General features: G+C 73.4%; 19 protein-coding genes. 9 read left to right on the top strand and 10 right to left on the bottom strand.

Annotated features, from left to right (window positions below; all coding sequences use genetic code 11):
* The first annotated feature begins 144 nt into the window (after positions 1 to 144).
* On the top strand, positions 145 to 2865 hold the full coding sequence (locus ABGA99_RS16155; RefSeq protein WP_347582870.1) for a LuxR C-terminal-related transcriptional regulator: 2721 nt from the start codon (positions 145 to 147) through the stop codon (positions 2863 to 2865).
* A gap of 22 nt (positions 2866 to 2887) precedes the next feature.
* Here ABGA99_RS16155 and ABGA99_RS16150 read toward each other — a convergent pair whose 3' ends face one another.
* From ABGA99_RS16150 to ABGA99_RS16130, 5 genes are all read right to left on the bottom strand, one after another.
* On the bottom strand, positions 2888 to 3427 hold the full coding sequence (locus tag ABGA99_RS16150) for an NUDIX hydrolase family protein (protein ID WP_347579890.1): 540 nt from the start codon (positions 3425 to 3427) through the stop codon (positions 2888 to 2890).
* Positions 3428 to 3449: 22 nt separating this feature from the next.
* Positions 3450 to 5513 (bottom strand): discoidin domain-containing protein, encoded by a 2064-nt coding sequence (locus ABGA99_RS16145; RefSeq protein ID WP_347582869.1) that lies wholly within the window; start codon positions 5511 to 5513, stop codon positions 3450 to 3452.
* 202 nt (positions 5514 to 5715) lie between these two features.
* Positions 5716 to 6690 carry a threonine/serine dehydratase gene (locus tag ABGA99_RS16140; RefSeq protein ID WP_347582868.1) on the bottom strand — a complete coding sequence of 325 codons (975 nt, stop codon included), beginning with the start codon at positions 6688 to 6690 and terminating at the stop codon, positions 5716 to 5718.
* A 195-nt stretch (positions 6691 to 6885) separates the two neighbouring features.
* Positions 6886 to 7725 (bottom strand): carbohydrate-binding protein, encoded by an 840-nt coding sequence (locus ABGA99_RS16135; protein WP_347582867.1) that lies wholly within the window; start codon positions 7723 to 7725, stop codon positions 6886 to 6888.
* Between the two features lie 90 nt (positions 7726 to 7815).
* Entirely contained in the window at positions 7816 to 8727 is a 912-nt protein-coding gene (locus tag ABGA99_RS16130) for an AraC family transcriptional regulator (protein ID WP_347579908.1), read from the bottom strand.
* Between the two features lie 96 nt (positions 8728 to 8823).
* Between ABGA99_RS16130 and ABGA99_RS16125 the strand changes: the two genes are divergently transcribed.
* From ABGA99_RS16125 to ABGA99_RS16110, 4 genes are all read left to right on the top strand, one after another.
* Positions 8824 to 9798 carry a LysR family transcriptional regulator gene (locus tag ABGA99_RS16125; protein WP_347579886.1) on the top strand — a complete coding sequence of 325 codons (975 nt, stop codon included), beginning with the start codon at positions 8824 to 8826 and terminating at the stop codon, positions 9796 to 9798.
* Positions 9799 to 9937: 139 nt separating this feature from the next.
* Positions 9938 to 11284, top strand: coding sequence for an alpha-lytic protease prodomain-containing protein (locus ABGA99_RS16120; RefSeq protein ID WP_347579885.1), 1347 nt, complete (start codon positions 9938 to 9940; stop codon positions 11282 to 11284).
* Positions 11285 to 11562: 278 nt separating this feature from the next.
* Positions 11563 to 12603, top strand: coding sequence for a PQQ-binding-like beta-propeller repeat protein (locus ABGA99_RS16115; RefSeq protein WP_347582866.1), 1041 nt, complete (start codon positions 11563 to 11565; stop codon positions 12601 to 12603).
* A 2-nt stretch (positions 12604 to 12605) separates the two neighbouring features.
* Positions 12606 to 13097 (top strand): hypothetical protein, encoded by a 492-nt coding sequence (locus ABGA99_RS16110; protein WP_347582865.1) that lies wholly within the window; start codon positions 12606 to 12608, stop codon positions 13095 to 13097.
* Between the two features lie 6 nt (positions 13098 to 13103).
* Here the strand turns inward: ABGA99_RS16110 and ABGA99_RS16105 are convergent, their stop codons facing one another.
* The 5 genes from ABGA99_RS16105 to ABGA99_RS16085 form a co-directional block, all read right to left on the bottom strand.
* Positions 13104 to 14774: a discoidin domain-containing protein gene (locus ABGA99_RS16105; protein ID WP_347579907.1), complete on the bottom strand. Its 1671-nt coding sequence runs from the start codon at positions 14772 to 14774 to the stop codon at positions 13104 to 13106.
* A 2-nt stretch (positions 14775 to 14776) separates the two neighbouring features.
* Entirely contained in the window at positions 14777 to 16300 is a 1524-nt protein-coding gene (locus tag ABGA99_RS16100; RefSeq protein ID WP_347579883.1) for an alkaline phosphatase D family protein, read from the bottom strand.
* Between the two features lie 238 nt (positions 16301 to 16538).
* On the bottom strand, positions 16539 to 17873 hold the full coding sequence (locus ABGA99_RS16095; protein ID WP_347579882.1) for an amidohydrolase/deacetylase family metallohydrolase: 1335 nt from the start codon (positions 17871 to 17873) through the stop codon (positions 16539 to 16541).
* 57 nt (positions 17874 to 17930) lie between these two features.
* Positions 17931 to 18422 (bottom strand): RidA family protein, encoded by a 492-nt coding sequence (locus ABGA99_RS16090; protein WP_347579881.1) that lies wholly within the window; start codon positions 18420 to 18422, stop codon positions 17931 to 17933.
* Between the two features lie 94 nt (positions 18423 to 18516).
* A complete protein-coding gene (locus ABGA99_RS16085) occupies positions 18517 to 20082 on the bottom strand; it encodes an aminotransferase class V-fold PLP-dependent enzyme (protein ID WP_347579880.1) in 1566 nt (521 codons plus the stop codon).
* Between the two features lie 359 nt (positions 20083 to 20441).
* On the opposite strand from ABGA99_RS16085, the gene ABGA99_RS16080 reads away from it, so the two are divergent.
* The 4 genes from ABGA99_RS16080 to ABGA99_RS16065 are packed head-to-tail and all read left to right on the top strand — an operon-like array spanning position 20442 to position 24650.
* Complete coding sequence (locus ABGA99_RS16080) at positions 20442 to 21506, top strand: LacI family DNA-binding transcriptional regulator (RefSeq protein WP_347579879.1); 1065 nt, start codon at positions 20442 to 20444, stop codon at positions 21504 to 21506.
* Positions 21503 to 22459, top strand: coding sequence for a sugar ABC transporter permease (locus ABGA99_RS16075; protein WP_347579878.1), 957 nt, complete (start codon positions 21503 to 21505; stop codon positions 22457 to 22459). The genes ABGA99_RS16080 and ABGA99_RS16075 overlap by 4 nt, the downstream gene beginning before the upstream one ends.
* Positions 22459 to 23313, top strand: coding sequence for a carbohydrate ABC transporter permease (locus tag ABGA99_RS16070; RefSeq protein WP_347579877.1), 855 nt, complete (start codon positions 22459 to 22461; stop codon positions 23311 to 23313). The genes ABGA99_RS16075 and ABGA99_RS16070 overlap by 1 nt, the downstream gene beginning before the upstream one ends.
* Positions 23310 to 24650, top strand: coding sequence for a sugar ABC transporter substrate-binding protein (locus tag ABGA99_RS16065; RefSeq protein WP_347582864.1), 1341 nt, complete (start codon positions 23310 to 23312; stop codon positions 24648 to 24650). Before ABGA99_RS16070 ends, ABGA99_RS16065 begins: the two co-directional genes overlap by 4 nt.
* The last annotated feature ends 59 nt before the right edge of the window (positions 24651 to 24709 follow it).

The raw sequence follows: 24709 nt of genomic DNA, 5'->3' as shown, positions 1-24709 counted from the left end.
CCCGCCGCGCGGCGGGCTGCGCGATCGCCGGCGCGGTGCTCGTGACGCTAGGCCGGGGGGTCTACGTATCCGCATCAGCAAGTCTTCGGAATGTGTCCGTGCCGGCCGCGCGTTGTGGTGCCAGGCAACCGGGGAGGACATGGCGTGCTGCTGGGGAGATCCGCCGCGCAGGCGGCGCTGAAGGACCTGCTCGCGGGCGCCGGGGGCGGCCGCAGCGGCGCGCTCGTACTCCGCGGCGAGGCCGGGATCGGCAAGTCCGCGCTGCTGGACTGGACCGCCGGGGAGGCGGAAGGGCTCGGTCTGCCGGTGCTGCGCGTGACCGGCTCAGAGCGGGAGGCGGAGCTGGGCTTCGCGGGGCTGGTGCAGTTGCTCTGGCCGGTGCGGGACCGTATCGGCGCGCTGCCGGAGCCGCAGCGCGCGGCGCTGCGCGCGGTGCTGGACGCAGGCCACGACCGCGGCCCGGACCGGTTCCTCACCGGGCTCGCCGTGCTCACGCTGCTGGCCGGCCTCGCCGAGCGCGGCCCGCTGCTCTGCCTCGTCGACGACGCCCAGTGGGTCGACCGGTCGTCCGCGGAGGCGCTGCTGTTCGCCGCGCGGCGGCTGGCCGCCGAGGGCGTCGCGATGGTGTTCGCGGTACGGGACGAAGGGCTCGCCGGGCACGGCCTTCAGGAGCTGCGGCTGCCGCGGCTCGGCGCCCGGGACGCCGCGGACCTGCTCGGGGACCGCGGGTTCGCGCCGGAGCTGCGCGACCGGATCGTCGCCGAGTCGGCGGGGAACCCGCTGGCGCTGCTGGAGTTCGCCACCGCGGCCGGGACCGGGCCGGGCGCCGCCCCCGGGGCGGCGGAGCCGCTGCCGGTCGCCGACCGGGTGCTCGCCGGGTTCCGGGACCGGCTCGACGCCCTGCCCGAGCGGGCGCGGCTGATGGCCGTGCTCGCCGCCGCCGAGGCCCGCGGCGACCTGCCGCTGCTGCTGCGCGCCGCGGATACGCTGGGCACCGGCCTGGACGAACTCGACCGCTCCGGGCTGCTGCACACCACCGGCGCCACGGTTGCCTTCCGGCACCCGCTGATCGCCACCGCCGCGTACCGGGGCGCGCCGCTGGCCGCCCGGATCGCCGCCCACCGCGCGCTGGCCGGGGCCACCGGCGACCCCGACTGCCGCGCCCACCATCTCGCGGCCGCCACCACGGCCCCGGACGCGGACGCCGCCGCCGAGATCGCCGCGGCGGCCGGACGCGCCCGGCGCCGCACCGCGTACGCCGCCGCGGCGGGGCAGTTCCGGCGCGCGGCGCAGCTCGCCCCTGACCGCGGCGACCAGGCGGCGTGGCTCGTCGCGGCGGTGAGCGCCGCGGCGTCGGCCGGGCACCTGGAGTGGGCCGCGGAGCTGGCGGAGGAGGCGGAGCCGCGGGCCGCGGACGGTGCGCTGCGCGCGGAGCTGGCGCGGGTGCGGTCGGTGGTGGAGTTCGAGCGGGGCGCGCCGGGGCGGGCCGCGGGCCTGCTGGTACGCGGCGCGGCCGGGGCGGCGCCGGACGACGCGGCGGCGATGCTGCGCACGGCCGCCGGCTTCGGATGGTTCGCCGGCAGCCCGGAGCCGGTCGGCGTCGCCGCGCGCCGGCTGCGCGAACTGGGCCGCCCCGACGGGGCGGCGGAGGCCATGGCGTACCTCCTGAAGGAGGACTATGCGCGCGGGCTGCCGCTGCTCGCGGGGTACGTCGCGCGGGTGCGCCGGGCCTCGCGGGAGGCCGCGTACGCCACCTCGGCGGAGACGACGGCCGGCCCCGCTGACGGCATCCGGCAGGTCGACGGCGACGAGCGCATGCAGGCCCTCTACGGCGGCATCATCCTCGGCGACGACGAGGCCGCCCTCGACCTGGCCGCCGACGAGGCCGAACGCTGCCGCGCGGAGGGGCTCATCGGCCGGCTGCCCAAGGTGCTCCAGGCACAGGCCATGGCGCAGCGGACGGCCGGGCACCACCGCGCCGCCGCGGCGTCGGTCGCCGAGGCCGCGGCGATCGCCCGGGACACCGGGCTCCACCGCAGGACCGGGGAACTGGACGTCGTACGCGCCTGGCTGGCCGCGGCCGAGGGCGACGAGGCCCGCTGCGCCGAGCTGGCCGGCCGGGCGTCCGACACCGGCCGGGTCGCCGCCGACTGCGCGCTGAGCATGCTCGACCTGAGCCGCGGCCGCCACGCCGCCGCGCTCGACCGGCTGGAGACCGCCTGGCGCGGCCCCGGCCGGCACACGACGGTCCTCATGGCCGCCACCGCCGACCTCGTCGAGGCCGCCGTACGGCTGGGCCGCCCGGAGCGCGCGCACGCCCCGCTCGACCGGTTCCGGCGCTGGGCGGAAGGCGGCGGCCGGCCCTGGGCGCTGGCGGTCGCGGCCCGCTGCGCGGCCCTGCTGGGCGGCGGCGAGGAGGCGTACCTGCGGGCCCTGCGGCTGCACGAGCAGGGCGGGCGGCCCTTCGAACACGCCCGCACCGAACTGCTCTACGGCGAGTGGCTGCGCCGCGAGCGCCGCCGCAGCGAGGCCCGGGCGCCGCTGCGCGCCGCGCTGGAGTGCTTCGAGCGGCTGGACGCCGCCCCCTGGGCCGAGCGCGCCCGCGCCGAACTGCGCGCCACCGGCACCGCCGTCACCGCAGCCCCGCCCGCCGCCCGCGCCCGTCCCGCCGACCGGCTCACCCCGCAGGAGCTGCAGGTGGCCCGGCTGGCGGCGCAGGGGCTGAGCAGCCGGCAGATCGGTGCGCGGCTCTTCCTGAGCCCGCGCACCGTCGAGCACCACCTGTACAAGGCGTACCCCAAGCTGGGCGTGACCTCCCGGGCCGGGCTCGCCCGGCTGGAGCTGGCCGGCCCGGCGGAGGGCTGACACGGCGGCGGGCCGGGGCGGTTCAGGAAGAGACGTACCCCACGTGCGCGAGCGCCTGCTTGAGCAGGTGGCCCTGGCCGCCGGGCATCTCCTGCTGCACCACGGGCGATGCGGCCTCCTGCGGCGTGAACCAGACGAAGTCCAGCGCATCCTGCCGCGGCCGGCAGTCGCCCGCCACCGGCACGACGTAGGCCAGCGACACCGCGTGCTGCCGCGGGTCGTGGTACGGCGTGATGCCCTGCGTCGGGAAGTACTCGGCGATCGTGAACGGCTGCGGCGACGACGGCACCCGCGGCAGCGCCACCGGCCCCAGGTCCTTCTCCAGATGCCGCAGCAGCGCGTCCCTGACCCGCTCGTGGTGCAGCACCCGGCCGGAGACCAGCGCCCGGCTCACCGCGCCGTCCGGGCCGATCCGCAGCAGCAGGCCGACATGCGTGACCTCGCCCCGGTCGTCGACGCGGACGGGCACCGCGTCGACGTAGAGGACCGGCATCCGTGCGCGCGCCGACTCCAGCTCCTCGGGAGCCAGCCAGCCGGGTGTGGTTTCGGTCAAGTCAGCCATTGGCCGATCTTACGCCGAACCCTCATCGCGTGTGGACGCCGACCTCGTAGAGCGAATAGCCGTGGCCGGTGCCCCGCTGGACGCCGACGATACGGACATGGCGGGCGTCGGTGGCGTCGAACACCGCGGTGTCCAGCCCGCCGTCGCCGTTCTCCGTCGCCCACACCGTGCGCCAGGCGTTGCCGTCCGCGGAGACCTCGATGCGGTACGCCTTGGCGTAGGCCCGCTCCCAGTCGAGCGTGACCCGGCCGATCCGGCGGCTCTCGCCGAGGTCGAGCCGCAGCCACTGGTCGTCGTTCCAGTGGCTGGCCCAGCGGGTGCCGCGGTCGCCGTCGACGGCGCGGCCCGGGGCGTAGCTCGTCAGCAGGCTGAACTCGGTGGAGCTGGCCGTCGCGGCGGCGCCCGTGGCGAGGTTCGCCGGCCGCTCGTGGCTCTGGGTGGCGCCCCAGGTCGTCAGGTAGGACTCGGCGCCGGCCATCAGGTCCTCGACCACGTCGCCACCGCCGTGCAACCGCATCTGCTCGATCCAGTCGGGTACGAGGCCCGCGTGCGCGCCGCCGTCCTTGTTGAAGTCCCAGGTGCGCTCGCCGGTGACCTGCCGGTCGAGGACCGAGCCGCCGTCGGCACTCCTGAAGGGGTACGCGACCTTGTCCGGGGCGTCGTCGCCGCGGGGCGCGGGCCAGCCGCCGACGCCGTTCATGTCGGTGCCGTAGCCGTATCCGGCGCCGTACTTGTCGCGCAGCTCCGCACCCCGCCGGCCCTGCTCGACGAAGTCCTCGGCCGCGTTCATGTACTGGGCGGAGAAGCCACCGAGGCGGTAGAGCCGCTCGGTCCAGTCCAGGTCCATCCAGCTGTGGCTGGACAGGACGCCCGGATACGACTCCGACTCCAGGATGTCCAGCGCCCGGCCGGCGGCCTTGACGCTCATATGGTCCAGCTCCAGCATCATGTTGCGTTCCATCATCCCGCGCACCGCGTACTCGCCGAGCCCGCTCAGCCCGCGGGTGTTGCACCGGGCCTCCTGGTCGTACGACGGCACGGACACCCCCGCGGGCAGCAGCTTCGCCGCCTCGGCGGGCGGGTCGGCCAGGCCGATGGGGTTGTCCTGCTGCCGGCCGATGCACTTCTCGGTGGTCCAGAACGTGCCGGTGGAGAGGAACTGGCCGATGTTGACCGCCGCGCCGATCGTGCCGGAGTCGAAGCGCACACCGCACAGCGCGTTGTCGAACTTGTGGCACAGGAACATGCTGCGTACGCCGATGCCGTACAACTCGTCCAGGCCGCGGTCGATGTCGTCCTTGTCGCACTGCGCGACGCCCAGCACCTGCTTGCAGCCGAACGGCTCGGAGGTCTCCACGCCCAGCACGACGGCGAGCTTGCCCTGCTCGACCACCGCGCGCGCCTGCTCGGCGTCGGTGACGATGCGGAACCAGCCGCGGCCGGCGCCGCCGTACATGGCGTCGACGTAGTCCTGCATCTCGTAGGTCTTCTCGGCCTGCAGCCGGATCGAGTCCATCTCGTCGCAGCCGCGGTCCTTGGCCGGGTAGACCGAGCAGAGCAGGCCGTTGGTGACCAGGTCCTGCACCAGGACACGCTGCCCGCCGCGCCAGGCGCGTTCCAGCCAGGCGTAGTAGTTCTGCTGGTGGCTGAGCGAGTCGTTGGCCGGCCAGTGCTCGAACGTCGGCCAGCCGACCGGGTCGTGGTGGCCGTCGGCGCCGCCGGTGACGTTCTCGAAGAGGGCGAGCGCGCCGTCCGGGTAGTGCTCGGGGCAGTCCTTGAGCGCCTCGGTGACGCCCCGCTGGTCGAACGGCTTGCCGCAGATGATCCGGCCGCCGAAGCCCTCGTTGGACATCACGTGGTTGTGCGCGTCGACGAAGCCGCGCACGTTTCCCCGGGCGTCGGTGCCGCGGAACGGCTCGCCGGTGACGTTCACCCCGGAGTCCGGGGCGGGCCGCGCGACGGGGTCCCACCAGTCGTTCGCCGCGGCGGCGGTGCCCGGCCCGGTGCCGAGCGCCGTCAGGGCGGCGAAGAGGACCGTGACGAGGGTGATCAGGCCGGCCTTGCGCAGGTGCGGCTGTCGGGTCATGGGGTCCCGCCTCCGGTGGCGCGAAAAGGTGAGGAACTTTTCTACGACTGAGTAACCAGAGGATCGCGGCGGATTGACACCCCGTCAAGTCACGGGGGGCGCTTTCCCGTGCAGGGCCGGAAAGGGACGGTCGGGAACGTCCGTGTCAGATCGTGCGCCGAGCTTCCGGGTCCGTCGGCAAAGCCGGTCGAGGACGGCGGACTCAGCACACCCCGAAGCGCTCGGCCCACATGCGTACGTCGTCCGTGGTCGCATTGCCTCCGCAGATCACCAGGCCGAGTCTGGCCCCTTCACCGACGCGCTGCAGTACCTGGCGGGCCCCGGGCAGCAGGCATCCGGCGGCAGGCTCGGCCCATACCTTGGCGCGGTCGGCGAGGTCGAGGGTTCCCCGGACGGCCTCGGCGTCGGTCACCGTGAGCACGTCGGTGACCAGTGTCGAGGTGTGCGCGTAGGTGAGCTGGGAGGCGCTGGGGGCGCTGAGCGTCGAGACGATCGAGGACAACTCGACGGGGACCGGCCGTCGAGCGGCCAGGGCCGCCGACATGGCCCGAGCGCCGTCGGTCTCCACCCCCCAGATGCGGACTCCCGGACGACGTGCGTGAAGTGCGGTGGCGACACCGGAGATCAGTGCGCCGCCGCCGATACTGACGAGTACGTCGGTGAGCTCTCCGGCGTCCTGTGCGAACTCCAGGCCGACAGTGCCCTGGCCGGCGATCACGACGGGATCGTCATAGGGGTGGACCAGGGTGAGCCCTGCGTCCCTGAGCTCGTCGACGAGAGCGAAGGCCGCGTCCATGGTGTCGGCTGTGTGGACACTCGCCCCGGCGGACTGTGCGATTTCCCCGGCCCTGTCGGGGGCGGATCGCGGCATCACGACGGTCGCCTTGATGTCCAGCACGCCGGCCATGACGGCCAGCGCGATGCCGTGGTTGCCGCCGCTGACCGCGACGACTCCGGCGGCGCGCTCGGACTCGCTGAGCGTGAGCAGCTTCGCGGTCGCGCCTCGCGGCTTGAACGAGCCGGTGCGCTGCAGCAGCTCCAGCTTCACCGTGGTCGGCACGCCCAGGAGTTCGGACAACCCGGGACTCGCCACCGTCGGGGTCCGGACGACGTACCCGGCAACCCGCTCGGCCGCATCTTCCACATCCGCGACAGTGATCAGCGCATCGGTCTCCATCACCCGATCCAAGCAGCACGGCCATCGAAGCTGCCACCCCCGTGCGGTGCCGGACCAGCGGTGGTGCCCGCGGCCTCCGCAACCGCCGGAAAAGGGCAGGGACCGCGCCGCCGCGGGCCGGGGAGGTGGGCCCCGGGTGCCGCGACGGCGCGGGTCTGGGTGCGGCCGGGCCGGATCACGGCCGGGCCGCGGCTCTCAGGCGGCCTGCCAGAGCGCGGGCACGTTCGGCGGCTCCCAGCCGGGGGAGGCCGTGTGCGCCTGCAGACAGCGGTAGGTCACGCCGCCGTACGTGACGGTGTCGCCGGGCCGGTAGGAGGTGCCGGCCGCCCAGGTGCCCCCGGGCGGGTCCGGCGGGTCGGGGTTCTGCCGCACGTTGAGCACGAAGTCGAACGTGCCCTCCCGGCCCCCGCCCACGTCCCGCACGGTCATGAGCAGCGACGGGTGGAAGATCGTGTCGGTGTTGTTCCGCGGCTCGTTCGGGAAGTAGAGCTGCGTGGTCAGGATCGGGTTGTTCGGCGCCTGCACCTTGACGTGGATGTGGCGGGTACGGCCCGGGTAGAGGCCCGGCACGATCGTCTGCAGGCTGAACCGGCCCTGTGCGTCGCTGTACTGGTGGCCGCGGAAGCGGTAACCGGCGTTGTCGTACGCGCCGTTCACGTCCGCCTGCCAGAAGTCCAGCAGCGCGCCCGGGATCGGCTGGCAGGTGAGCCCGAAGACGTACCCGCTCACCGTCAGCCGGGTGCCCGGGGTGCCCGGGTCCACGAGCGAGGTGCGCTGCGGGGAGTTGGGCTTGAAGTACGGGCCCTCGGTCTGCTGCCGCGTCGGCGGGTCCCCGGGGTCGCACGCCTCCGGCGTCGGGGTCAGCTCGCCGCCGGTGCGCGCCCGGTCGCGGGCGAGGACGGGGGCGGCGCCGCCGACGAGCAGCGGCAGCGGCGCGGCGACGAGCGCGGCCTTGAGCAGGTCCTTGCGGCGGATCCCGGACTTCTCCTGCGGCTGTGCGTCCTCGTCCGGTGCGGACTTGTCCTGGTCTGTCACGGCATCACGGCTCCTCGGTCGGGGGAGTGGGGTCGTGAACCCCGCGTGGGGACCGGCGCGGTGGCGCCGTCCGGCGGGGCGCCAGTGACGCTATTCGGACGCACCGGGGCAGTCGATGGACAGAATCCGGCGATCGTGGTGATCCGCACGGGTGCCGCGGCGGTAGTCGCCGGGGCTGCTGCCGGTCTCCCGGCGGAAGAACCGGCTGAAGTACGCGGGGTCGGAGAACCCGGCCAGCCTGGCCACCTGACGTACGGTCAGATCGGTCGCGGCCAGCAGCCGCTTGGCCTCGCGCGCCTGCGCCTGCCTGATCAGATGGCCCGGGGTCAGCCCGGTGACCCGCTTGACCGCCTCGTTGAGATATCCCACGGAGACGCCCACGCTCGCCGCGCAGCCGCGTACGGACAACTCGGCCACCGCGGGCCCCGGTTCGGCCAGCAGCCGGTCGAACCGCCGGGCGATCTCCGCCGCCCGGCCCGCCGCGGGACCCGCGGCGTCGCCGCTCTCCGGTTCCGTGCGGGTCGTCCGGGACAGCCGGTCCGCGCGTATCAGCAGCACGTGCAGATACGACTGGAGCACGCTGATGAAGCCGGGCGCCCGGCCGGCGTACTCCCGGGCCATCTCGGCGAAGAGCGCCGCCAGGATCCCCGCGGAGCGCGGGTCCGGGCTCAGCCACGAGACCCTGGACAGCTCGCGCAGCCGGTCCCGGTCCTCGGGGGTGGGCAGCAGGAAGTCCTCGGTGAAGATCATCACCCAGCCGTCGAGACCGGCCGCGTCCTCCCAGTGGTGCACCTGCCCCGGGGTGACGATGCCCAGGTGGGGCGGGGCGATCGGCCATCTGCGCTGGTCGACCACGTGGTGCCCGCGGCCGGCGCGGACGTAGACGATCTCGTGGAACGTGTGCCGGTGCGGGAAGCCGGCGCGGGACAGCGGGCCGATCGAGTCGAACGACCCGAGGGCGAAGGGGAGGACCTCCGGGGCGGGGACCTCCAGCCGGTGCATGGGGACGGGGTCTGCGGACACCTCGTGTTCACCCTCCTCTACATTGGTCCGGACCAAAAGGTTGCCGGGGCCGCCGCAGGACCGCAAGCTGACCGCATGGACCTGGAGTTGCGGCACCTGAAGACCATTCGGGCCATTGCCGAGGAAGGCAGCCTCACCCGGGCCGCCACCGCGCTCGGGCTCGCCCAGCCCGCGCTGAGCGCACAGTTGAAGCGCATCGAGCGCGCACTCGGCGGCCCGCTCTTCGACCGGGGCAGACACGGTGTGCGCCCCACGGCTCTCGGCGAGCTCGTCCTCGACCGCGCCCGGGTGCTGCTGCCCGGCGTGCTCGAACTGCAGCAGGACGCGGTGCGGTTCGCGCGGGCGTGGGGCGGCATGCCGCGGTTCCGGCTCGGCGGCACCCACGGCCCGCTGCTCGGCGGCCTCATCGACCGGGTCGCCACCGCGCACCCGGAGACGCCCGTGACGACGTACACCCGCTGGTCGGTGCGCGAGCTGGCCGGCATGGTCTCGGAAGGGCGGCTGGACTTCGCGCTGATCGGCGTCTGCGGCGACAGCCGGCCGCCGCTGACCGACCGGCTCGTGTGGCAGAACGTCGGCACGGACCCCGTCTTCGTCATGCTCACCGCCGAACACCCGCTCGCCGGACGCCGCCAGATCGAGCTGCGCGACCTGGCGGGCGAGAACTGGACCGACGTTCCGGGCGACGGCTGCTTCGGCGACTGCTTCGCCGCGGCCTGCATCCGCGCCGGGTTCACGCCCGCCTCCGTGTACGAGACCGACAGTGCCTCCTGCGTCCATCTGGCCCAGGTGGGGCGGGCGGTGGGGCTGTGCCGGGCGACCTTCCCGCCGACCCCGGGGCTGGCCACCCGGCCGCTGGTGGGGCACCCGCTGAGCTGGCGGCACCTCATCGGCTGGCACCCCCAGTCGCCCGCCGCCGGCACCGCCGCGGCGGTCACCGGCTACGCCCGCGCCGCGCACGCCGAGGCCGCGCGGCGCAGCCGCAGCTACCGCGAATGGCTGGAGGCGCACCCGGACTTCGGCACCGCTCCCGCCCCGGTCGCCGTCTGACGGGGGACGGGGCCGGCGCCCCGTCGCGCCCCCGCCGTCGCGGGTTCCATAACGCGATGGCGGGGGCGGACTGGTATCTGCCGACCTGACGTGCCCATGGCTACGGTTTCGCGGTAATCACGAAACCAAGGAGACTTCCATGCTCCACAAACGGGTCATGGGCGCGGCCGGCGCCACCGTCGCCATCGGCGCGCTCGTCCTCGCCGGGCTCCAGTCAGCGGCCTTCGGGTCCGACTCCCCGGGTACGCCCGACTCGGCCTCGGGGCAGTACTCCCCGGGTCTGCTCAAGGCGATGCAGCGGGATCTCGGCCTCACCGCGGATCAGGCCGAAAGACGCCTGGCCAACGAGAGCGAGGCCGGCGCCGTCGTCGGCACGCTGCGGCTCTCGCTGGGCCGCAGTTACGGGGGAGCGTGGGTGTCGGGCAAGACCTCCGCCGATGTCGTGGTGGCGACGACCGACGGCACCGAAGCGCGGAAGATCGCCGACGAGGGAGCCCGGGCGAAGGTCGTCGACCACAGCCTCGCCGAGCTGAACGCGGCCAAGGCCGGCCTGGACCGGATCGCCGAGCGCTCCTCGCCCGCCCACGTGCCCGTCTGGTACGTGGACACCACCGCCAACCGCGTGGTCCTGCACACCTCCAGGCCCGCCGCGGCCGAGCGCTTCGCCGCCGCGGCCGGAGTGGACGCGAGCCTGCTGAAGGTCCAGCGGTCCGAGGAGAAGCCCCGTACCTACGCGGACATCGTCGGCGGCGACGCCTACTACATCGGCTCCGGCAGCCGCTGTTCCGTCGGCTTCTCCGTCAACCGCGGCAGCCAGAGCGGCTTCGTCACCGCCGGCCACTGCGGCACCACGGGCGCCACCACCAGGGGAGCGAACCAGCAGGCCCAGGGCAGCTTCCAGGGCTCGACCTTCCCCGGCCGCGACTACGCCTGGGTCGGCGCCAACAGCCAGTGGACCCCGACCCCCACGGTCAACGGCTACGGCACCGGCACCAAGCGGGTCCAGGGCTCCACCGAAGCCGTCGAACGCGCCTCGGTGTGCCGCTCCGGCTCCACCACGGGCTGGCACTGCGGCACGATCCAGCAGCGCAACTCCAGCGTCACCTACCCGCAGGGCACGGTCAGCCCGGTGACGCGGACCAACGTGTGTGCCGAACCCGGCGACTCCGGCGGCTCGTTCATCTCCGGCAGCCAGGCCCAGGGCATGACCTCCGGCGGCTCCGGCAACTGCAGCAGCGGCGGCACCACGTACTTCCAGCCCGTCAACGCCGCCCTGCAGGTCTACGGGCTGACCCTGACCACCGAGGACGGCGGGCCGACCGACCCGCCCACCGACCCGCCCGGCGGCACCTGGGCAGCGGGCACCGTCTACCAGGCAGGTGACACCGTCACGTACGGCACCACCAGCTACCGGTGCCTCCAGGGCCATCAGGCCATGCCGGGCTGGGAGCCGCCGAACGTGCCGGCGCTGTGGCAGGCCGTCTGACAGAGGGCAGGACGGCACCACCGCAGCACCGCGCGGACCGGCAGATGAGGGGATGAAGACGCCGCGGCGGCAGGCGGCCGGAGGGACCCTGGGGGTGTGCCCTCCGGCCGTGCCGCGTCCCGCGGCCCGGCCCCCGACCGCCCCGAACTCGCCTGCCCGGCCCGGCCGTTGACGCCGTGCAGGGCTTCCGGGGCCCGGGGTGTACGCGGCCGGGCGGGCCTCTACGATGGGGCGCCGATCACGGGGGACGCAGGCGGGCGGGACCAGGGGGACACGGCATGGCTGACGAGTACGGGCAGAACGGGCAGGCGGGCGGCTTCGGACCACCGCCGCCGAACGGCCCCGGCGTGCCGCCAGGCACGCCGGCACCGCCGCCCGGACCTCCGTCCGCGCCACCGCCGCCGGTCCCGCCGCAGCAGCCGGCCGGCGGACCGTACGGACAGCCGCAGCAGCACCGGCCGATGGCCGCGGCCGGCATGCCCGCGCAGCCCGGGCCGGTGCACGCAACCCCCTACGCGTACCCCGCGCCGCCCCCGCCCGGCTCCGGCGGCGGCAAGAAGGCCGTCGCCATCGTCCTGTCGGTGCTCGTCGTCCTCGCGGTCCTCGGCGGCGGCGCCGCAGTGGTCCTCCTCGCCGACGACGACGGCGGCGGAAGCAGCGCGCAGGACGAACTGCCCGCGAACGCGCTGGAACAACTGTGGTCCACACCACTGGAGGGCACCCACGTCGCCGGCGGCGACTCCAGCAGCCTGCCGGGCCTGTGGCCGGCCGGCGGCCACGTCGTCCACGGCGACGAGGACGGCGGCATGCGCGCGTACGACGCGCGCAGCGGCAAGGAGAAGTGGAAGGTGAAGCCCCCGGAGCGCGCCGGCGAGCTGTGCGCCATGTCCCGCGGCATCAGCCCCGGCGGCATCGGCGCCGTCGCCTTCGACGCCGGCGGTGACGACTGCGCGTACCTCGCGGCCATCGAGGTCGACACCGGCACCGTGCTGTGGTCGCAGAACCTCGCCGGGGACTACAGCACCTCCAACCCGGTGCTCTCCGTCAACGACTCCACCATCAGCACCACCATCGGCTCCTACGTCAACAACCGGAACGCCAAGGGGGGCGGCCCCGGGCTGGACTTCACCTCCCGCGGCCGGGACTGCGATACTCCTCCCTCGTCCTCGGCGACGAGCACGCCGTCGGCAGCAGCGAGTGCACCGACGTCTCCCCGCGCCACCAGCTCACCGTCCTCGACACCCGCGACGGGGACGACCCGTGGCGGTTCCCCGGCGTCGACCTCGACGTCCAGCGCGCCCTGGGCGAGAACCCGCTGACCGTGCTGCTCCAGGACGACGACGAGAACAGGTTCGTGCAGTCCTTCACCGACGACGGCGAGCAGGGCAAGCTCGTGCCGCTCACCGGCGACCTCGCCCCACTGCAGTTCGAGGAGCACACCACCTTCGTCACCGAGGACGGGGTGCTCGTCGCCGAGTACGGGGACAACGTCCACTTCGCCGCCGTGGACCTGAAGTCCGGCGGCCTGCTGTGGAAGACGCCGAAGAAGGACTGGCTCCAGATGATCGGCTACGACGCCACCGACGACCGTCTGATCGCCGCCGCGAAGCCCGAGGAGGGCTTCCACCAGGAACTGACGGAGTACGACGTGCGCACCGGCAGGGCGAAGGTCGTCGGCGCGCTGGCGGCCAAGGGCCAGTCGACGGGCTCGCCGTCCACGACCACGTACGCCTGGGACGGCAGCACGGTCTACCTGGTCACGGACAACGCCAAGGGCCAGGCGGTGCTGCGCGCGTTCCGCGGCACCGCCTGACCCCCTTCAGCCGGCCGTGACCTCGGCGGCGGAGGCGTAGCTTCCGCCGCTGGCCGTGTGCGCCTCCAGGCGTACGTACCGGGCGTCGGCGGCCGCGAAGGAGGCCGTCTTCAGCCGCGCGTCACGCTCCCAGGTGCCGGCCGCGACCTCGGTGAACTCCCGGCCGTCGGCGGAGACGTACACCTTGTACTGCAGGATCGTGCCGTTGAGGTTGCCGTCGATGCGCGGCTGGTACGTCAGCCGGCCGACCTGCCGCACCGCGCCCAGGTTCAGCGTGAGCGACTGCGGCAGCGGCGTGACCGGGACGTACTCCGAGTGCCAGAAGGTGTTCGGGTCGCCGTCCACGGCGCGCTCGGGCTCGGAGCCGGAGTGCCAGCTCGTGGCGTACACCCGCGGCTCCGTGCACTCGGGCGTGACGGTGACCGGCACCGTGAACGCCTCGTCCCCGACGCGGACGCGCACCGGGTACTCGCCGGGCGGGGTGTCCGCGGCGGCGGTCAGGGAGATCCGCGCGGCCCGCGCCTGCTGCGCGGGCACCTGGAGTGTCTCGGCGGCGGGCGAGACGGACAGCGGCGCGTCGGCCGCCGCGGTGACCTCGCGGGTGACGGGTTCCGCCGTGTAGTTGGCGACGCGGGCGACCGCGTCGCCGACCCGCTCGCCCAGCTCGCAGCGCGACATCTCGGCCCGGCCCGGGACCACGGCGGTCGCGGTCGGCGGCGGGGCGGCGAGCCGCGCGAAGGAGAAGGGCTGGTCGGCGTAGTACGTCCCGCGGCACTGTGCCGGCGCGCTCGCGCCCTCGCCGCGGTCGAACGCCTCCTTGCACGCCCGCGGGTCGGGCAGCGCCTGCCGGTAGGCGGCGTCGACGTAGCCGTCGCGCACGTCGCCGCGGGCGAAGAGGTAGGTGCGGTAGGCCGACCACGGCTCGGCCCCGCGCTCGTACGCCGTGTCGCGGTACGCCCGCTGCGCGGTCAGGGCGTCCCAGAACGGGGCGGGCGCGCAGCCGATCGCCAGATACGCCACCGGCTCCACGCAGCGGCCCGCGCGGAAGTCGCCGCCGAGCACGTCGATCTGGGGCGTGCCGGGCTGCGCCGGGTGGCGCTCGGCGAGGAAGGCGGCGAGCGCCTCGGCGGCCGGGGCCGGGCTGCCGGCGACGTGCGCACTGACCAGCGGCGCCCGCAGCGCCGGGCGGGCGCGGGTCTCCACGACGGCGTGCGCCTGATCCTCGCTCTGCACCCGGTGGAAGCCGGGGGTGCCCACGGTCCGTACGGTGTCGGCGTTGACGACGATCGCCGACTCGCGCACCGCGCCGTCCGGCAGGTAGGGGCTGTCGCCGGGGGCGACGGCGACGCGGTAGCGCTGGCCGGTGGCCCGGCCGAGCCGCTCGGCGACGTGCCGGGCGCCGGGGCCCAGCACCTCGGTGAGCAGCAGCGCGTCCGGCGGGGCCGGGGCGGCGGCGGTGAGGCGGTCGACGAAGGTGTCGAGGTCGGCGCTCTCGGCCGCGTCCGCGGGACGTACCGCCTCCTGGAGGTTGGCCTGGACGACCAGCAACTCCCCGGCCGCCGCCGTCTCGCGCCCCGCGGCGCCCGCGGGGGCGGCGGGCGCGGTCAGCGGCGACAGGGCGGCGAAGGCGGCCAGTGCGGCGACGGCGGCGCCGGCCCTTCTGCGGATCGGGTGCATGCTCACGCCTCCTGCAGCTCGGGCCGGCCGGCTTCCACGACGAACGAGCGGCGGGTGCTCACCGAGCCGTCCGGCACGGAGACCCTGTCCACGACGAGGTAGTCGGCGCGCCACTGGCCGGGGGAGACGGTGCAGCGGACGTAGCCGCGCTGGCCGTTGTAGAACGCCAGGTGCGGGTTGGCCGCCAGCCACTCCGCGGCCTGCGGGCCGGTGTCGGCCCCGTTGCCGCCGGAGGTGATCGAGGTGGTGACGAACTCCGGTGCCACGGCGGGGGAGGAGGGGTCGGCGAAGTCCCGCTTGACGGTGCCGGCCATGTTGACGTGCATGTCGCCGGTGAGGACGACCGGGTTGGCCACGCGCCGCTCGGCGATGCCGTCCAGGAGGCGGCCGCGGGTGGCGGTGTAGCCGTCCCAGGCGTCGCCGTTGAGCTGTTGCAGCCCGGGGTCGGTGAGCCGGTCGAGCTGCATCATCAGCACCTGCTGCGTGAGGACGTTCCAGGTGGCGCCGGAGTCCGCGAGGCCGTCGAGCAGCCAGCGCTCCTGCACGGCGCCGAGCATGGAGCGGGCCGGGTCGTCGCGGCGGGTGATGTCGATGGGGTCGCGGAACTGCCGGGCGTCCAGGACGTGGAAGCGGGCGAGCCGGCCGTAGTCGAGGGTGCGGTGCAGCCGCATGTCCGGGCCCTGCGGCAGGGCGGAGGCGCGCAGCGGCAGGTGCTCGTAGTACGCCCGGAAGGCGGCGGCGCGGCGGCGGAGCAGGTCCTCGGGGGAGGCACCGCTGAACGACGTCTCGTCGGACCAGTTGTCCTCCACGTCGTGGTCGTCGACGGTGACGATCCACGGGGCGGCGGCGTGCGCGGCCTGGAGGTCGGGGTCGGTGCGGTAGAGCGCGTAGCGCAGCCGGTACTGATCCAGCGTCAGGGTCTCGGCGTTGTGCGCGGCGGACAGGTCGGTGCCGCGGGGGCCGCTCGTGCGGCTCACCGGGTACTCGTAGATGTAGTCCCCGAGGTGCGCGACCAGGTCGACGCCCTGCGCCGCCAGGTGGCGGTAGGCGGTGTAGAAGCCGTCCGACCAGCTCTGGCAGGTGGCGAACGCCAGCGTCATGGGGGTCAGCGAACCGGCCGCCGGCGCGGTCTTCGTACGGCCCACCGGGCTCAGCTCGCCGCCCGTGCGGAAGCGGTACCAGTACTCGCGGCCCGGCCGCAGCCCCGTCACGTCCACGTGGACGGAGTGGGCGAAGTCCCGCTTGGCGGCGGCCGTACCGCGGCGTACCACCCGGCGCATCCCGGGGTCCTCCGCGACCTCCCAGCGCACGGCCACGTCCTGCGGCGGCATCCCGCCGAGGCCGTCCTCGGCCAGCGGGACCGGCGCCAGCCGGGTCCACAGCACGACGCCGTGCGGCAGCGGCTCGCCGGAGGCGACGCCGAGGGTGAAGGGGTTGTCGTGATACCGGGGTGCGGCCGTGGCGGGCGCCGGCGTGAACTGCGCGGCCGCGGCCATCCCGGCGAGGGCACCGGTGAGCCGGAGCACGTGGCGTCTGCTGGGGCGGGTGGGCCGCACGGGTCTGCCCGGGCGCCCGTGACGGGGGTGAAGGGGAGAGGTGGAAGACATCCGTGCAGTGTTGGCGCGCCCCGGATCAAGGTCAAGACCCGTCCGGCGAACGGGCGTTGAACCCGCGGTGGGGACGGGTCCCGGCAGCGCGGAGCCCCGGAGGGCGTCCCGGCCTGGGCCGGCCGGGACGCGCTCCGGGGCGGGGAGGGATGGTTCCTTACTGGTGCTCGTGGTCCTCGGCCGCGCTGGCCTTCGGGGGGTTCGCCCCCGGGTACCACTCGTTCGCGGCCTTGCCGTTGAGGTCCCAGACGGCCTGGCCGGCGCGGAAGGTGGTCTCGGCGACCAGCTTCTGCGTGCCGTCGATCCGCCAGCCGAAGCTGTCGACGTAGCCGAACTTGCCCTTCTCCAGCGCGAAGACCGCGATGTCCGCGGGCGCCCCGACCGACAGGTTGCCCAGGTCGGGCCGCTGGATGGTCCGGGCCGGGGTCCAGGTGGACGCCTCGATGACGTCCTCCAGCGGCATGCCGAGCGTCAGGAACTTCGACATGACGTTGGACATGTCCTTCATGCCGCTGTTCATGCTGGAGATGTGCAGGTCGGTGGAGATGACGTCGGGCGTGAAGCCCTCCTTCATCCCCGGCACCGCCACGTCCCAGGAGAAGCTGCCGCCGCCGTGGCCGACCTCGAACACCACGCCGCGGTCGCGACCCTGCTTCATGGCCGGGTTGAGCTTGCCGTCCTTGCCCAGCTCACCGCGGAGCCCGGAGAACATGTGCGAGTAGACGTCGCCGGGCCGCAGCTTCTCGTTGAGGAGCTGCGACAGCGGGCGCTCCGGGGTGTTCGCACCGAAGTCGACCATGACCGGTACGCCGGCTTCCTCGCCCGCCGCGATGGAGTTGTCCACCGGCTCCCACTCGGGGCCGTTGTAGTGCGCCGTCTTGATGCCGACGATGGTCTCCGGGTTCGCCTTGGCCACCTCGGCCGCGGGCCCGGGCTTCATGTCCGCGAGGTCCTGCTCGTACGGGTGGCCGGCCATGCCCTTGCCGACGATGTTCAGGAACGACAGCACCCGGGTCTTGGACTTGTCGATGACCTCGGTCTTGAACTGGTCGAAGTTGCTCGCGCCCGCCGACCCGGTGTCCACGGCGGTGGTGACGCCCGCCCGGAGCGTGAAGCCGTCGGGGGCCACGCCGTTCCAGCCGTTGGCGTAGTCCTGCTTCGGCCCCGGGAACATGTGCGCGTGCATGTCGATCAGGCCCGGCGTGACGTAGTCGCCGCGGGCGTCGACCGTCTTCTTCGCGCCGGAGGCGTCGATACTCGGCGCCACCTTGGCGATCTTGCCGTCCTTGACGGCGACGTCGCGTACGCCGTCGATGTCGTTCTTCGGGTCGATGACGTGGCCCCGCTTGATGACGAGGTCGTACGCGACGCCCTCGTCCTTCCCCTCGGCCCGGGCGCCCGAGGGCGCCGTGGCGCCGACGGTGGAGGCGCCCAGGACGAGGGTCAGTGCCGCGGGAAGTACCGTCCAGGAAACTCGCGATCTCACGTGCATGCCGGCTCGATTCCCCATCTCTGTGTCAGGTGGTGGTGGCGCGTGCGCTACGGATCGTCAGATGACGGCGATGCAGTCGATCTCGACCAGGGAGTCGCCGGGGATGCCGGCGGCGGCGGCGATGGTGGTGCGCACGCCCGGCTCCTTGCCCCAGCGGCCGAGGAAGACCTCGTTCATCCCGGCGTAGTCGTCCAGGGTGTTGAGGTAGACGTTGACCTTGAGGACCTTCTCCATGGACGAGCCGACCGACTCCAGGTAGCGCTCGATCTCGTTGAGCACGTGGTCGGTGTGGGAGCGGATGTCGCCCTCGAAGTGCGCGCCGATACCCGAGATGAAGACCATGTTGCCGTAGGTCACGATCGGGCTGAACAGCGGGTTCTCCGGCGGCTGGCCGCCACCGGGGTAGTGGACCTCCTTGCGCGGCCGGCCGTGGCCCTTGCTCTGGTCGTTGTCGCTGGCCATCGCCTGGCCGCCCGCGACCACCGGCACGGCGGCCACCGCGGCCACCGGGGCCGCCTTGCGGATGAAGTCCCTGCGGTTGGAGGACATGCGTTTACTCCTCGGTAAATGTTCGGTGCATGACACGTGGGGGTGCGGGACGGCCCGCGCCGGCCGCGGCTGGACGGCCGGCGCGCGCCGGCCGTCAGGACCGGGTCGCGGTCCAGGAGCCCTTCAGGTACTCGCCCATGTCGAGTTCGCCGCTGATCTTGTCGCCGTCGACGGTGCCGGTGAAGGTGTAGCTCAGCGAGTCGCCGTTCTCCTCGCCGTAGTTGCTGCGCACCGTGACCTTGTTGGCGCTGACGCTGCCGGAGGCCGGGCGGCTGACGAACTCACCGGCGTGCCTGCCGGCGACCTTCGCGCCGTCCTGGGTCAGTTCGAGCTTGTGCGCGCTCGACGTGCCCGCGGCGTACTTGATCTCCACGGACCAGGTGCCCGCCACGTCCACGGTCGGCGGCTTGGGCGACTCCGGCGCGGGCGGCGGGTCGCGCAGCAGCCGGACGAGTTCGTCGGAGATGGTCCGCCAGTCCTCCGGCTCCATCATGTACGGCGTGATGGAGACGCCGGTCTGGTCCGGGTCGGAGCCGCCGGCGGCGTTGAGCGCGATGCGCGGCTCGCCGTTCCACATCGCGTTGACGATGGTGCTGCCGACGACACCCTTGCGCTTGGCGCTCCACAGGATGCGCAGCGAAGGCGTCCGGTTCGACAGCCCCACGGGCTGGGTGATCTCGGTGGTCACCCCGCTCTCCGACGACACCCGGCGGGAGATCTGCTTGAGCCAGCCCGTCCACTCGGCGTACTCGGCGTCGTGGTCGCGCTGGACCCACATCTCGACGGCCGCGAGCATGCCCATGGCCTCTTCCTTGCCGACCTTGAAACCGCGCGCGTAGCCGTGGTGCGGGGCGCTGTGCACCCACGCGGCCCGTACGAGGTCCTCGCGGCCCAGGATCAGACCGGCCGACTGCGGGCCCCGCATGCACTTGCCGCCGCTGTAGCCGACGAGGTCGGCGCCGCGCTCGATGTGCACGTTGGGGATGGTGAGGATCTCCGCGGCCGCGTCGACCAGCAGCGGCACCCCGGCGGGCTTGGTCACCGACGCGATCGTCTCGGTGTCCAGCTCGCTGGCGTCCACGCGCGGCCCGGCCATGATGTAGACCAGCGCGGTCTGCGGGCCGATGGCGGCCTCCAGTTCCTCCTTCGTCTCGACCTGGACGACCTTGAGGCCCACCGCGCTGATCGCGGCCTCGTACACGTTCCGCGAGTGCCGCGGGATGATCGCCTCGGTCTTCTGGAACCCGGTCAGATCCGGGATGTTGACGTGCAGGTCCGGGTTGCCGCCGGCGGTACACGCCGCCGCCGCGTGCGTGAGACCCGCCGAACAGCCGCCGCTGACCAGCCCGAACTCCGTCTTGGTGAGCTCGCCGATGCGACGGCCGACGGCATCGGCCAACTCGTCGAGCTGTACGTACTGCCGCGCCGCCGCATCGATCGCGTCGCGCACCTCGGGCAGCATCAGCGAACCGCTGAGCACGGTGTAGGTTCCCCGCGCGTTGATCAGCGGACGGACCCCGATGCGGCCGTAGATGTCCTTGGGGCGGCCCTGGCCCGGGTTCGCCGCGGACGGCGCCCCGGACGTGGCCGCGAACGCTTCACCCGCAAGCAGCGGACCCAGCGCGAGTGCTCCCCCGGCCGCCGCGCCTCTTCCGAGCATGGTGCGACGAGAAAGTGCCTCAGCAGGCATTCCGGCCCCCTGTCACCTCGTAAGTTGTGGTGCCGTAGACGTTAGAAAGATCGTGAGTCGGCGTTAAGGCCCTCTTTCCGATGCGGCTATTCGGAACCCGGATCCTGCCCAGTCAGCCCGCGACTTGGGCTTCTCCCGCGTCACCGCCCGCGGCGCGCACCGCGCGCCGCCTGCCGTGTTCCGCCCCGGCGAGACGCAGATCACATGTGTCCGGCCATTGACGGCCGGGTTACGCGAGAGCAACATACGTAAACGTTTCCAGGGACTGTAAACCTTTACAGGGGCGGCCGGTTGGGCCCGGCCGTATACGGAGCGAAGGGGCGGGTGCGATGTCCTCCGGGGGGCCACCCACGATCGTGTCGATCGCCGAACGGGCCGGGGTGTCCATCGCCTCCGTCTCCCGTGTGCTCAACGGGCTGGGTGCCCGCCCCGAGACCGAGGACCGGGTCCGCCGCGCCGCCGCCGAGCTGGGCTACGTGCCCAACGCCGTGGCCCGTTCCCTGAAAGACGGCCACACCCGCCAGTTGACCTTCGCCGTTCCGGACATCGGCAACCCCGTCTACGTCGCCATGGTCCGCGAGATCCAGGCCGTCGCGAAGGCCGCCGGCTACCGCCTGCTGCTGCACTCCACCGACGCCGACGTCGCCGAGGAACTGGGCGTCGTACGCAGCCTCGCCGACCGCACCAGCGACGGCCTCGTCCTCGTGCCCATCCGCATCACCCCCGCGCACGTCGAGGCGCTGACCGCCGCCCCCGGCCCCGTCGTCGTCATCGGCTCGCTGCCCGACGGCGTGCCCGTCGACGCCGTCCAGGCCGACTCCGTCACCGGCGCGGAACTGGCCGTACGCCACCTCGTCGAGACCGGCCGCCGCCGAATCGCCTTCGTCAACGGCCCCGTCGACACCGTCCCCGGCGGCAACCGCGGCCGCGGCTACCGCGCCGCGCTCGCCGCCTGCGGCATCCCCTACGACCCGGGCCTGGTCGCCGCCACCGACTTCGGCGTCGGCGCCGGCGCCCGCGCCACCGCCCGGCTGCTCGACGCCCGCCCCGGGCTGGACGCCGTGTTCTGCGCCAACGACCAACTCGCCCTCGGCGCCGCCCAGGCGCTGCACGCCCGCGGCCGGCGCATCCCCGAGGACACCGCCGTCGCCGGCATGGACGACAGCGATCTGGCCGTCGCCGCCTGGCCGCCGCTGACCAGCGTCGACCTCGGCGCCGGCGAACGCGGCCGGCGCGCCGCCCGGATGCTCCTCGAACGGCTCGGACCGAAGGACGGCGAGCCCCTCCCCGCCCGCCGCACGACCGCCGCGCCGCGGCTCGTCGTGCGCGGCTCCACCTCCCCGGGCGCCACGCCCGCGGGCTCCGACGAGCAGGAAGGCGCGAAGTCCGCATGAGCGTTGCCGCACCACCTCCACCGAAGGCCGCGGGCCGCGGCACCCCACCACCGCGCACGCCACGCGCCCGCAAGGCCGCACTCGGCCTCGACGGCGGCACGTGGTTCCTGCTGCTGCCCGCGCTCATACCCATATTGGTGCTGAGCGTCGGGCCGCTGCTCTACGGCGCCTCGCTCGCGTTCACCGACGCGCAGGCCGGCCGCACCGAGCCCACCGAGTTCATCGGCCTGACGAACCTCGCCGACCTGCGGCACGACACCCTCTTCTGGGACTCGTTCCGCATCGGCCTCATCTGGGCCGTCTGCGTCACCGCCCTGCAGTTCGTACTCGCGCTGGGCCTGGCGCTGCTGCTCAACCAGAACCTTCGTTTCCGCTGGTTCGCCCGCACCCTCGCGCTCGTCCCCTGGGCGATGCCCGAGGTCGTCGTCGGCATCATGTGGCGGCTGGTCTACCACCAGGACGCCGGCATCCTCAACGAGACACTGAGCCGGCTCCACCTCATCGACGAGAACGTCGACTGGCTCACCAGCCTCTCCCTGGCCCTGCCCGCCGTCATCGCCGTGGGCGTCTGGGCCGGCATGCCGCAGACCACCGTCGTCCTCCTCGCCGGGCTGCAGAACGTCCCGTACGAGCTGAAGGAGGCCGCGGCCCTCGACGGCGCGGGCGTCTGGCGCCGCTTCACCACCGTCACCTGGCCCGCGATCAAGCCGGTGGTCATCGCCATCACCGCGCTCAACTTCATCTGGAACTTCAACTCCTTCAGTCTGGTCTTCGTGCTCACCCAGGGCGGCCCGGGCGGCGAGACCCGGCTGCCGATGCTCTTCGCGTACGAAGAGGCCTTCGCCTACGGCCAGTACGGCTACGCCGCCGCCATGGGGCTGGCGATGATCGCGGTCATCGCGGTGTTCCTCACCCTGTTCCTGCGCAAGCGACTGAAGGAGGAGGCAAGCTGATGAGCAGCCTCACCGGTTTGCGCACCAAGCGCGCCGCCGGCCGCACCGGGCAGTACCTCGCCCTGCTGGCCTATCTGGTCTTCCTCGCCTTCCCGCTGGTGTGGCTGATCTCCACGGCCTTCAAGTCACCGCAGGAGCTGGGGAGGATCGACCCCACGTGGATACCCCAGGAACCCACCCTGGAGAACTTCCGCGCGGCCTTCGACGCCCAGCCGCTGCTGCGGTCCGCCGCCAACAGCCTCGTCGTCGCCGGCAGCGCCGCCCTGATCGCCGTGGCCATCGCCGTGCCCGCCGCGTACGCGATGGTCCGCTACCGCTCGAAGGTCACCACGGCCGCCACCGGCTGGATCCTGATCAGCCAGATGTTCCCGTTCGTGCTCATCATCATCCCGCTGTTCATGCTGCTCAAGGAAGCGCGGATGATCGACTCGCTGCCCGGGCTGATCCTCGTCTACGTCGTGTGGAACCTGCCCTTCTCGCTCTGGATGCTCCAGGGCTACGTCAAGGCGGTGCCCGTCTCCCTGGAGGAGGCCGCCGCCGTGGACGGCGCGGGCCGGCTGCGCACCCTCGTCAGCGTGGTGCTCCCACTGCTCACCCCCGGCCTGGTCGCGACGCTGATGTTCTCCTTCGTCACCGCCTGGAACGAGTTCTTCTTCGCCCTCGTGCTGCTCAAGTCCCCGGAGAATCAGACGATGTCGGTCATCCTCACCCAGTTCCTCGGTGCCGAGGGCGTCGTGGACCTCGGCCCGCTCGCCGCGGCCGCGACCCTCGCCACCATCCCCAGCCTGCTGTTCTTCGCGCTTCTCCAGCGCCGGCTGGTCAGCGGGATGCTCGCCGGGGCGGTGAAGGGATGAGGCCCGCAGCGCACATCCGCCACGCCGCCACCGCGGCCGCCGCCGCCCTGAGCCTTTCGCTGCTCGCCGGCTGCAGCGGCGACGGCGGCTCCGACGACGGCACGGTGACCCTCGACTACCTCAGCCTCGCCTGGCAGGAGGAGTCCGTCGCGGCCAACAAGCGGCTCGTCGAGGAGTGGAACGAGGAGCACCCCAAGGTTCAGGTGCGCTACGTACAGGGCATCTGGGACACCGTGCACGACCAGTTGCTGACGTCCTTCGAGGGCGGCGAGGCGCCCGACATCATCCACGACGCCGCCGACGACCTCACCGACTTCGCCTACGGCGGCTACCTCGCCGACCTCACCGACCTGCTGCCCGACTCGCTGCGCAGCGACATCCCCGAGCAGTCGTGGCGGACCACCACCATGAACGGCGGCATCTACGGCGTCCCCTTCCTCCAGGAGCCGCGGATGATGTTCGCCAACACCGCCGTGCTCGAAGAGTCGGGGGTGCGGGTGCCGACCGCGGCCGACCCGTGGAGCTGGCAGGAGTTCGAGGAGGCGGCCAAGGAGCTGACCGCCGACACCGACGGCGACGGCAAGACCGACCGGTACGGCGTCGCCTGGGGCATGAAGGAGCCCGTCAGCCAGTCGGTGAACCTCTCCCTGTCCACCGGCGGCGGGCTGTTCTCCCGGGAGCAGACCGACGACGGCCCGAAGAACCGCATCGGCTACGGCCCCGAGGACTCCGCCGTCGCCGAGACCATCGACCGCCAGGTCAACGAGGACCGCACCGCCCCGCGCAGCAGCCTCGGCATGTCCGGCTCCGACACGCTGCCCGGCTTCTTCGCCGGACGGTACGCGATGGTGCCGCTGAACTTCTCCTACCGCCAGCTCGTCACCCAGCAGGCGCCCGACGACTTCGGGTGGTCGGTGCTGCCGATGCCCGCGGGCGAGGGACCCGCCGGCGGGCTCGCGCAGGGCGTCAGCCCGCAGACGCTGTCGGTGGCCGAGGACAGCGGCCACCGGCAGGAGGCGGCCGACTTCATCGCCTTCATGACCCGGCCGGAGCACATGGCCGAGCTGGCCGCGGGCGACTGGATGCTGCCCACCGGAGCGGAGGCGCTCAAGGATCCGGCACTGAACACCGAGAAGTACGGGTGGCGTACGGGTGTGGAGGTGGCCCGCTCGCTGCGGCCCGCCCCGGTGCTCGGCGTCAGGGGATACCGCGAGTGGTCGGACAAGATCGCCACCCCGGCCTTCCAGCGGTACTTCAACGGCGACACCGACCTGGACGAGCTGCGCGAGTCGCTGGTCGAGGACGGCAACCGCGTCCTCGACCGGTACCAGAGATGACGGCGGCGGCCGGCCGGAGCGTACGAGCAGGCATCCGAAGCACACGAGCAGGCGCACGA

Source organism: Streptomyces sp. B5E4 (assembly GCF_039871555.1).
GTDB lineage: Bacteria > Actinomycetota > Actinomycetes > Streptomycetales > Streptomycetaceae > Streptomyces.
This window is presented reverse-complemented; position numbering and strand designations above follow the sequence as displayed.

Bases quoted from the DNA above. Each gene is read 5' to 3' on its own strand.
- ABGA99_RS16150 (WP_347579890.1), bottom strand. From the start codon at position 3,427: ATGGCTGACTTGACCGAAACCACACCCGGCTGGCTGGCTCCCGAGGAG.
- ABGA99_RS16145 (WP_347582869.1), bottom strand. From the start codon at position 5,513: ATGACCCGACAGCCGCACCTGCGCAAGGCCGGCCTGATCACCCTCGTC.
- ABGA99_RS16140 (WP_347582868.1), bottom strand. From the start codon at position 6,690: ATGGAGACCGATGCGCTGATCACTGTCGCGGATGTGGAAGATGCGGCC.
- ABGA99_RS16130 (WP_347579908.1), bottom strand. From the start codon at position 8,727: ATGCACCGGCTGGAGGTCCCCGCCCCGGAGGTCCTCCCCTTCGCCCTC.
- ABGA99_RS16125 (WP_347579886.1), top strand. From the start codon at position 8,824: ATGGACCTGGAGTTGCGGCACCTGAAGACCATTCGGGCCATTGCCGAG.
- ABGA99_RS16120 (WP_347579885.1), top strand. From the start codon at position 9,938: ATGCTCCACAAACGGGTCATGGGCGCGGCCGGCGCCACCGTCGCCATC.
- ABGA99_RS16115 (WP_347582866.1), top strand. From the start codon at position 11,563: ATGGCTGACGAGTACGGGCAGAACGGGCAGGCGGGCGGCTTCGGACCA.
- ABGA99_RS16105 (WP_347579907.1), bottom strand. From the start codon at position 14,774: ATGCACCCGATCCGCAGAAGGGCCGGCGCCGCCGTCGCCGCACTGGCC.
- ABGA99_RS16095 (WP_347579882.1), bottom strand. From the start codon at position 17,873: ATGCACGTGAGATCGCGAGTTTCCTGGACGGTACTTCCCGCGGCACTG.
- ABGA99_RS16090 (WP_347579881.1), bottom strand. From the start codon at position 18,422: ATGTCCTCCAACCGCAGGGACTTCATCCGCAAGGCGGCCCCGGTGGCC.
- ABGA99_RS16085 (WP_347579880.1), bottom strand. From the start codon at position 20,082: ATGCTCGGAAGAGGCGCGGCGGCCGGGGGAGCACTCGCGCTGGGTCCG.
- ABGA99_RS16080 (WP_347579879.1), top strand. From the start codon at position 20,442: ATGTCCTCCGGGGGGCCACCCACGATCGTGTCGATCGCCGAACGGGCC.
- ABGA99_RS16075 (WP_347579878.1), top strand. From the start codon at position 21,503: ATGAGCGTTGCCGCACCACCTCCACCGAAGGCCGCGGGCCGCGGCACC.
- ABGA99_RS16070 (WP_347579877.1), top strand. From the start codon at position 22,459: ATGAGCAGCCTCACCGGTTTGCGCACCAAGCGCGCCGCCGGCCGCACC.
- ABGA99_RS16065 (WP_347582864.1), top strand. From the start codon at position 23,310: ATGAGGCCCGCAGCGCACATCCGCCACGCCGCCACCGCGGCCGCCGCC.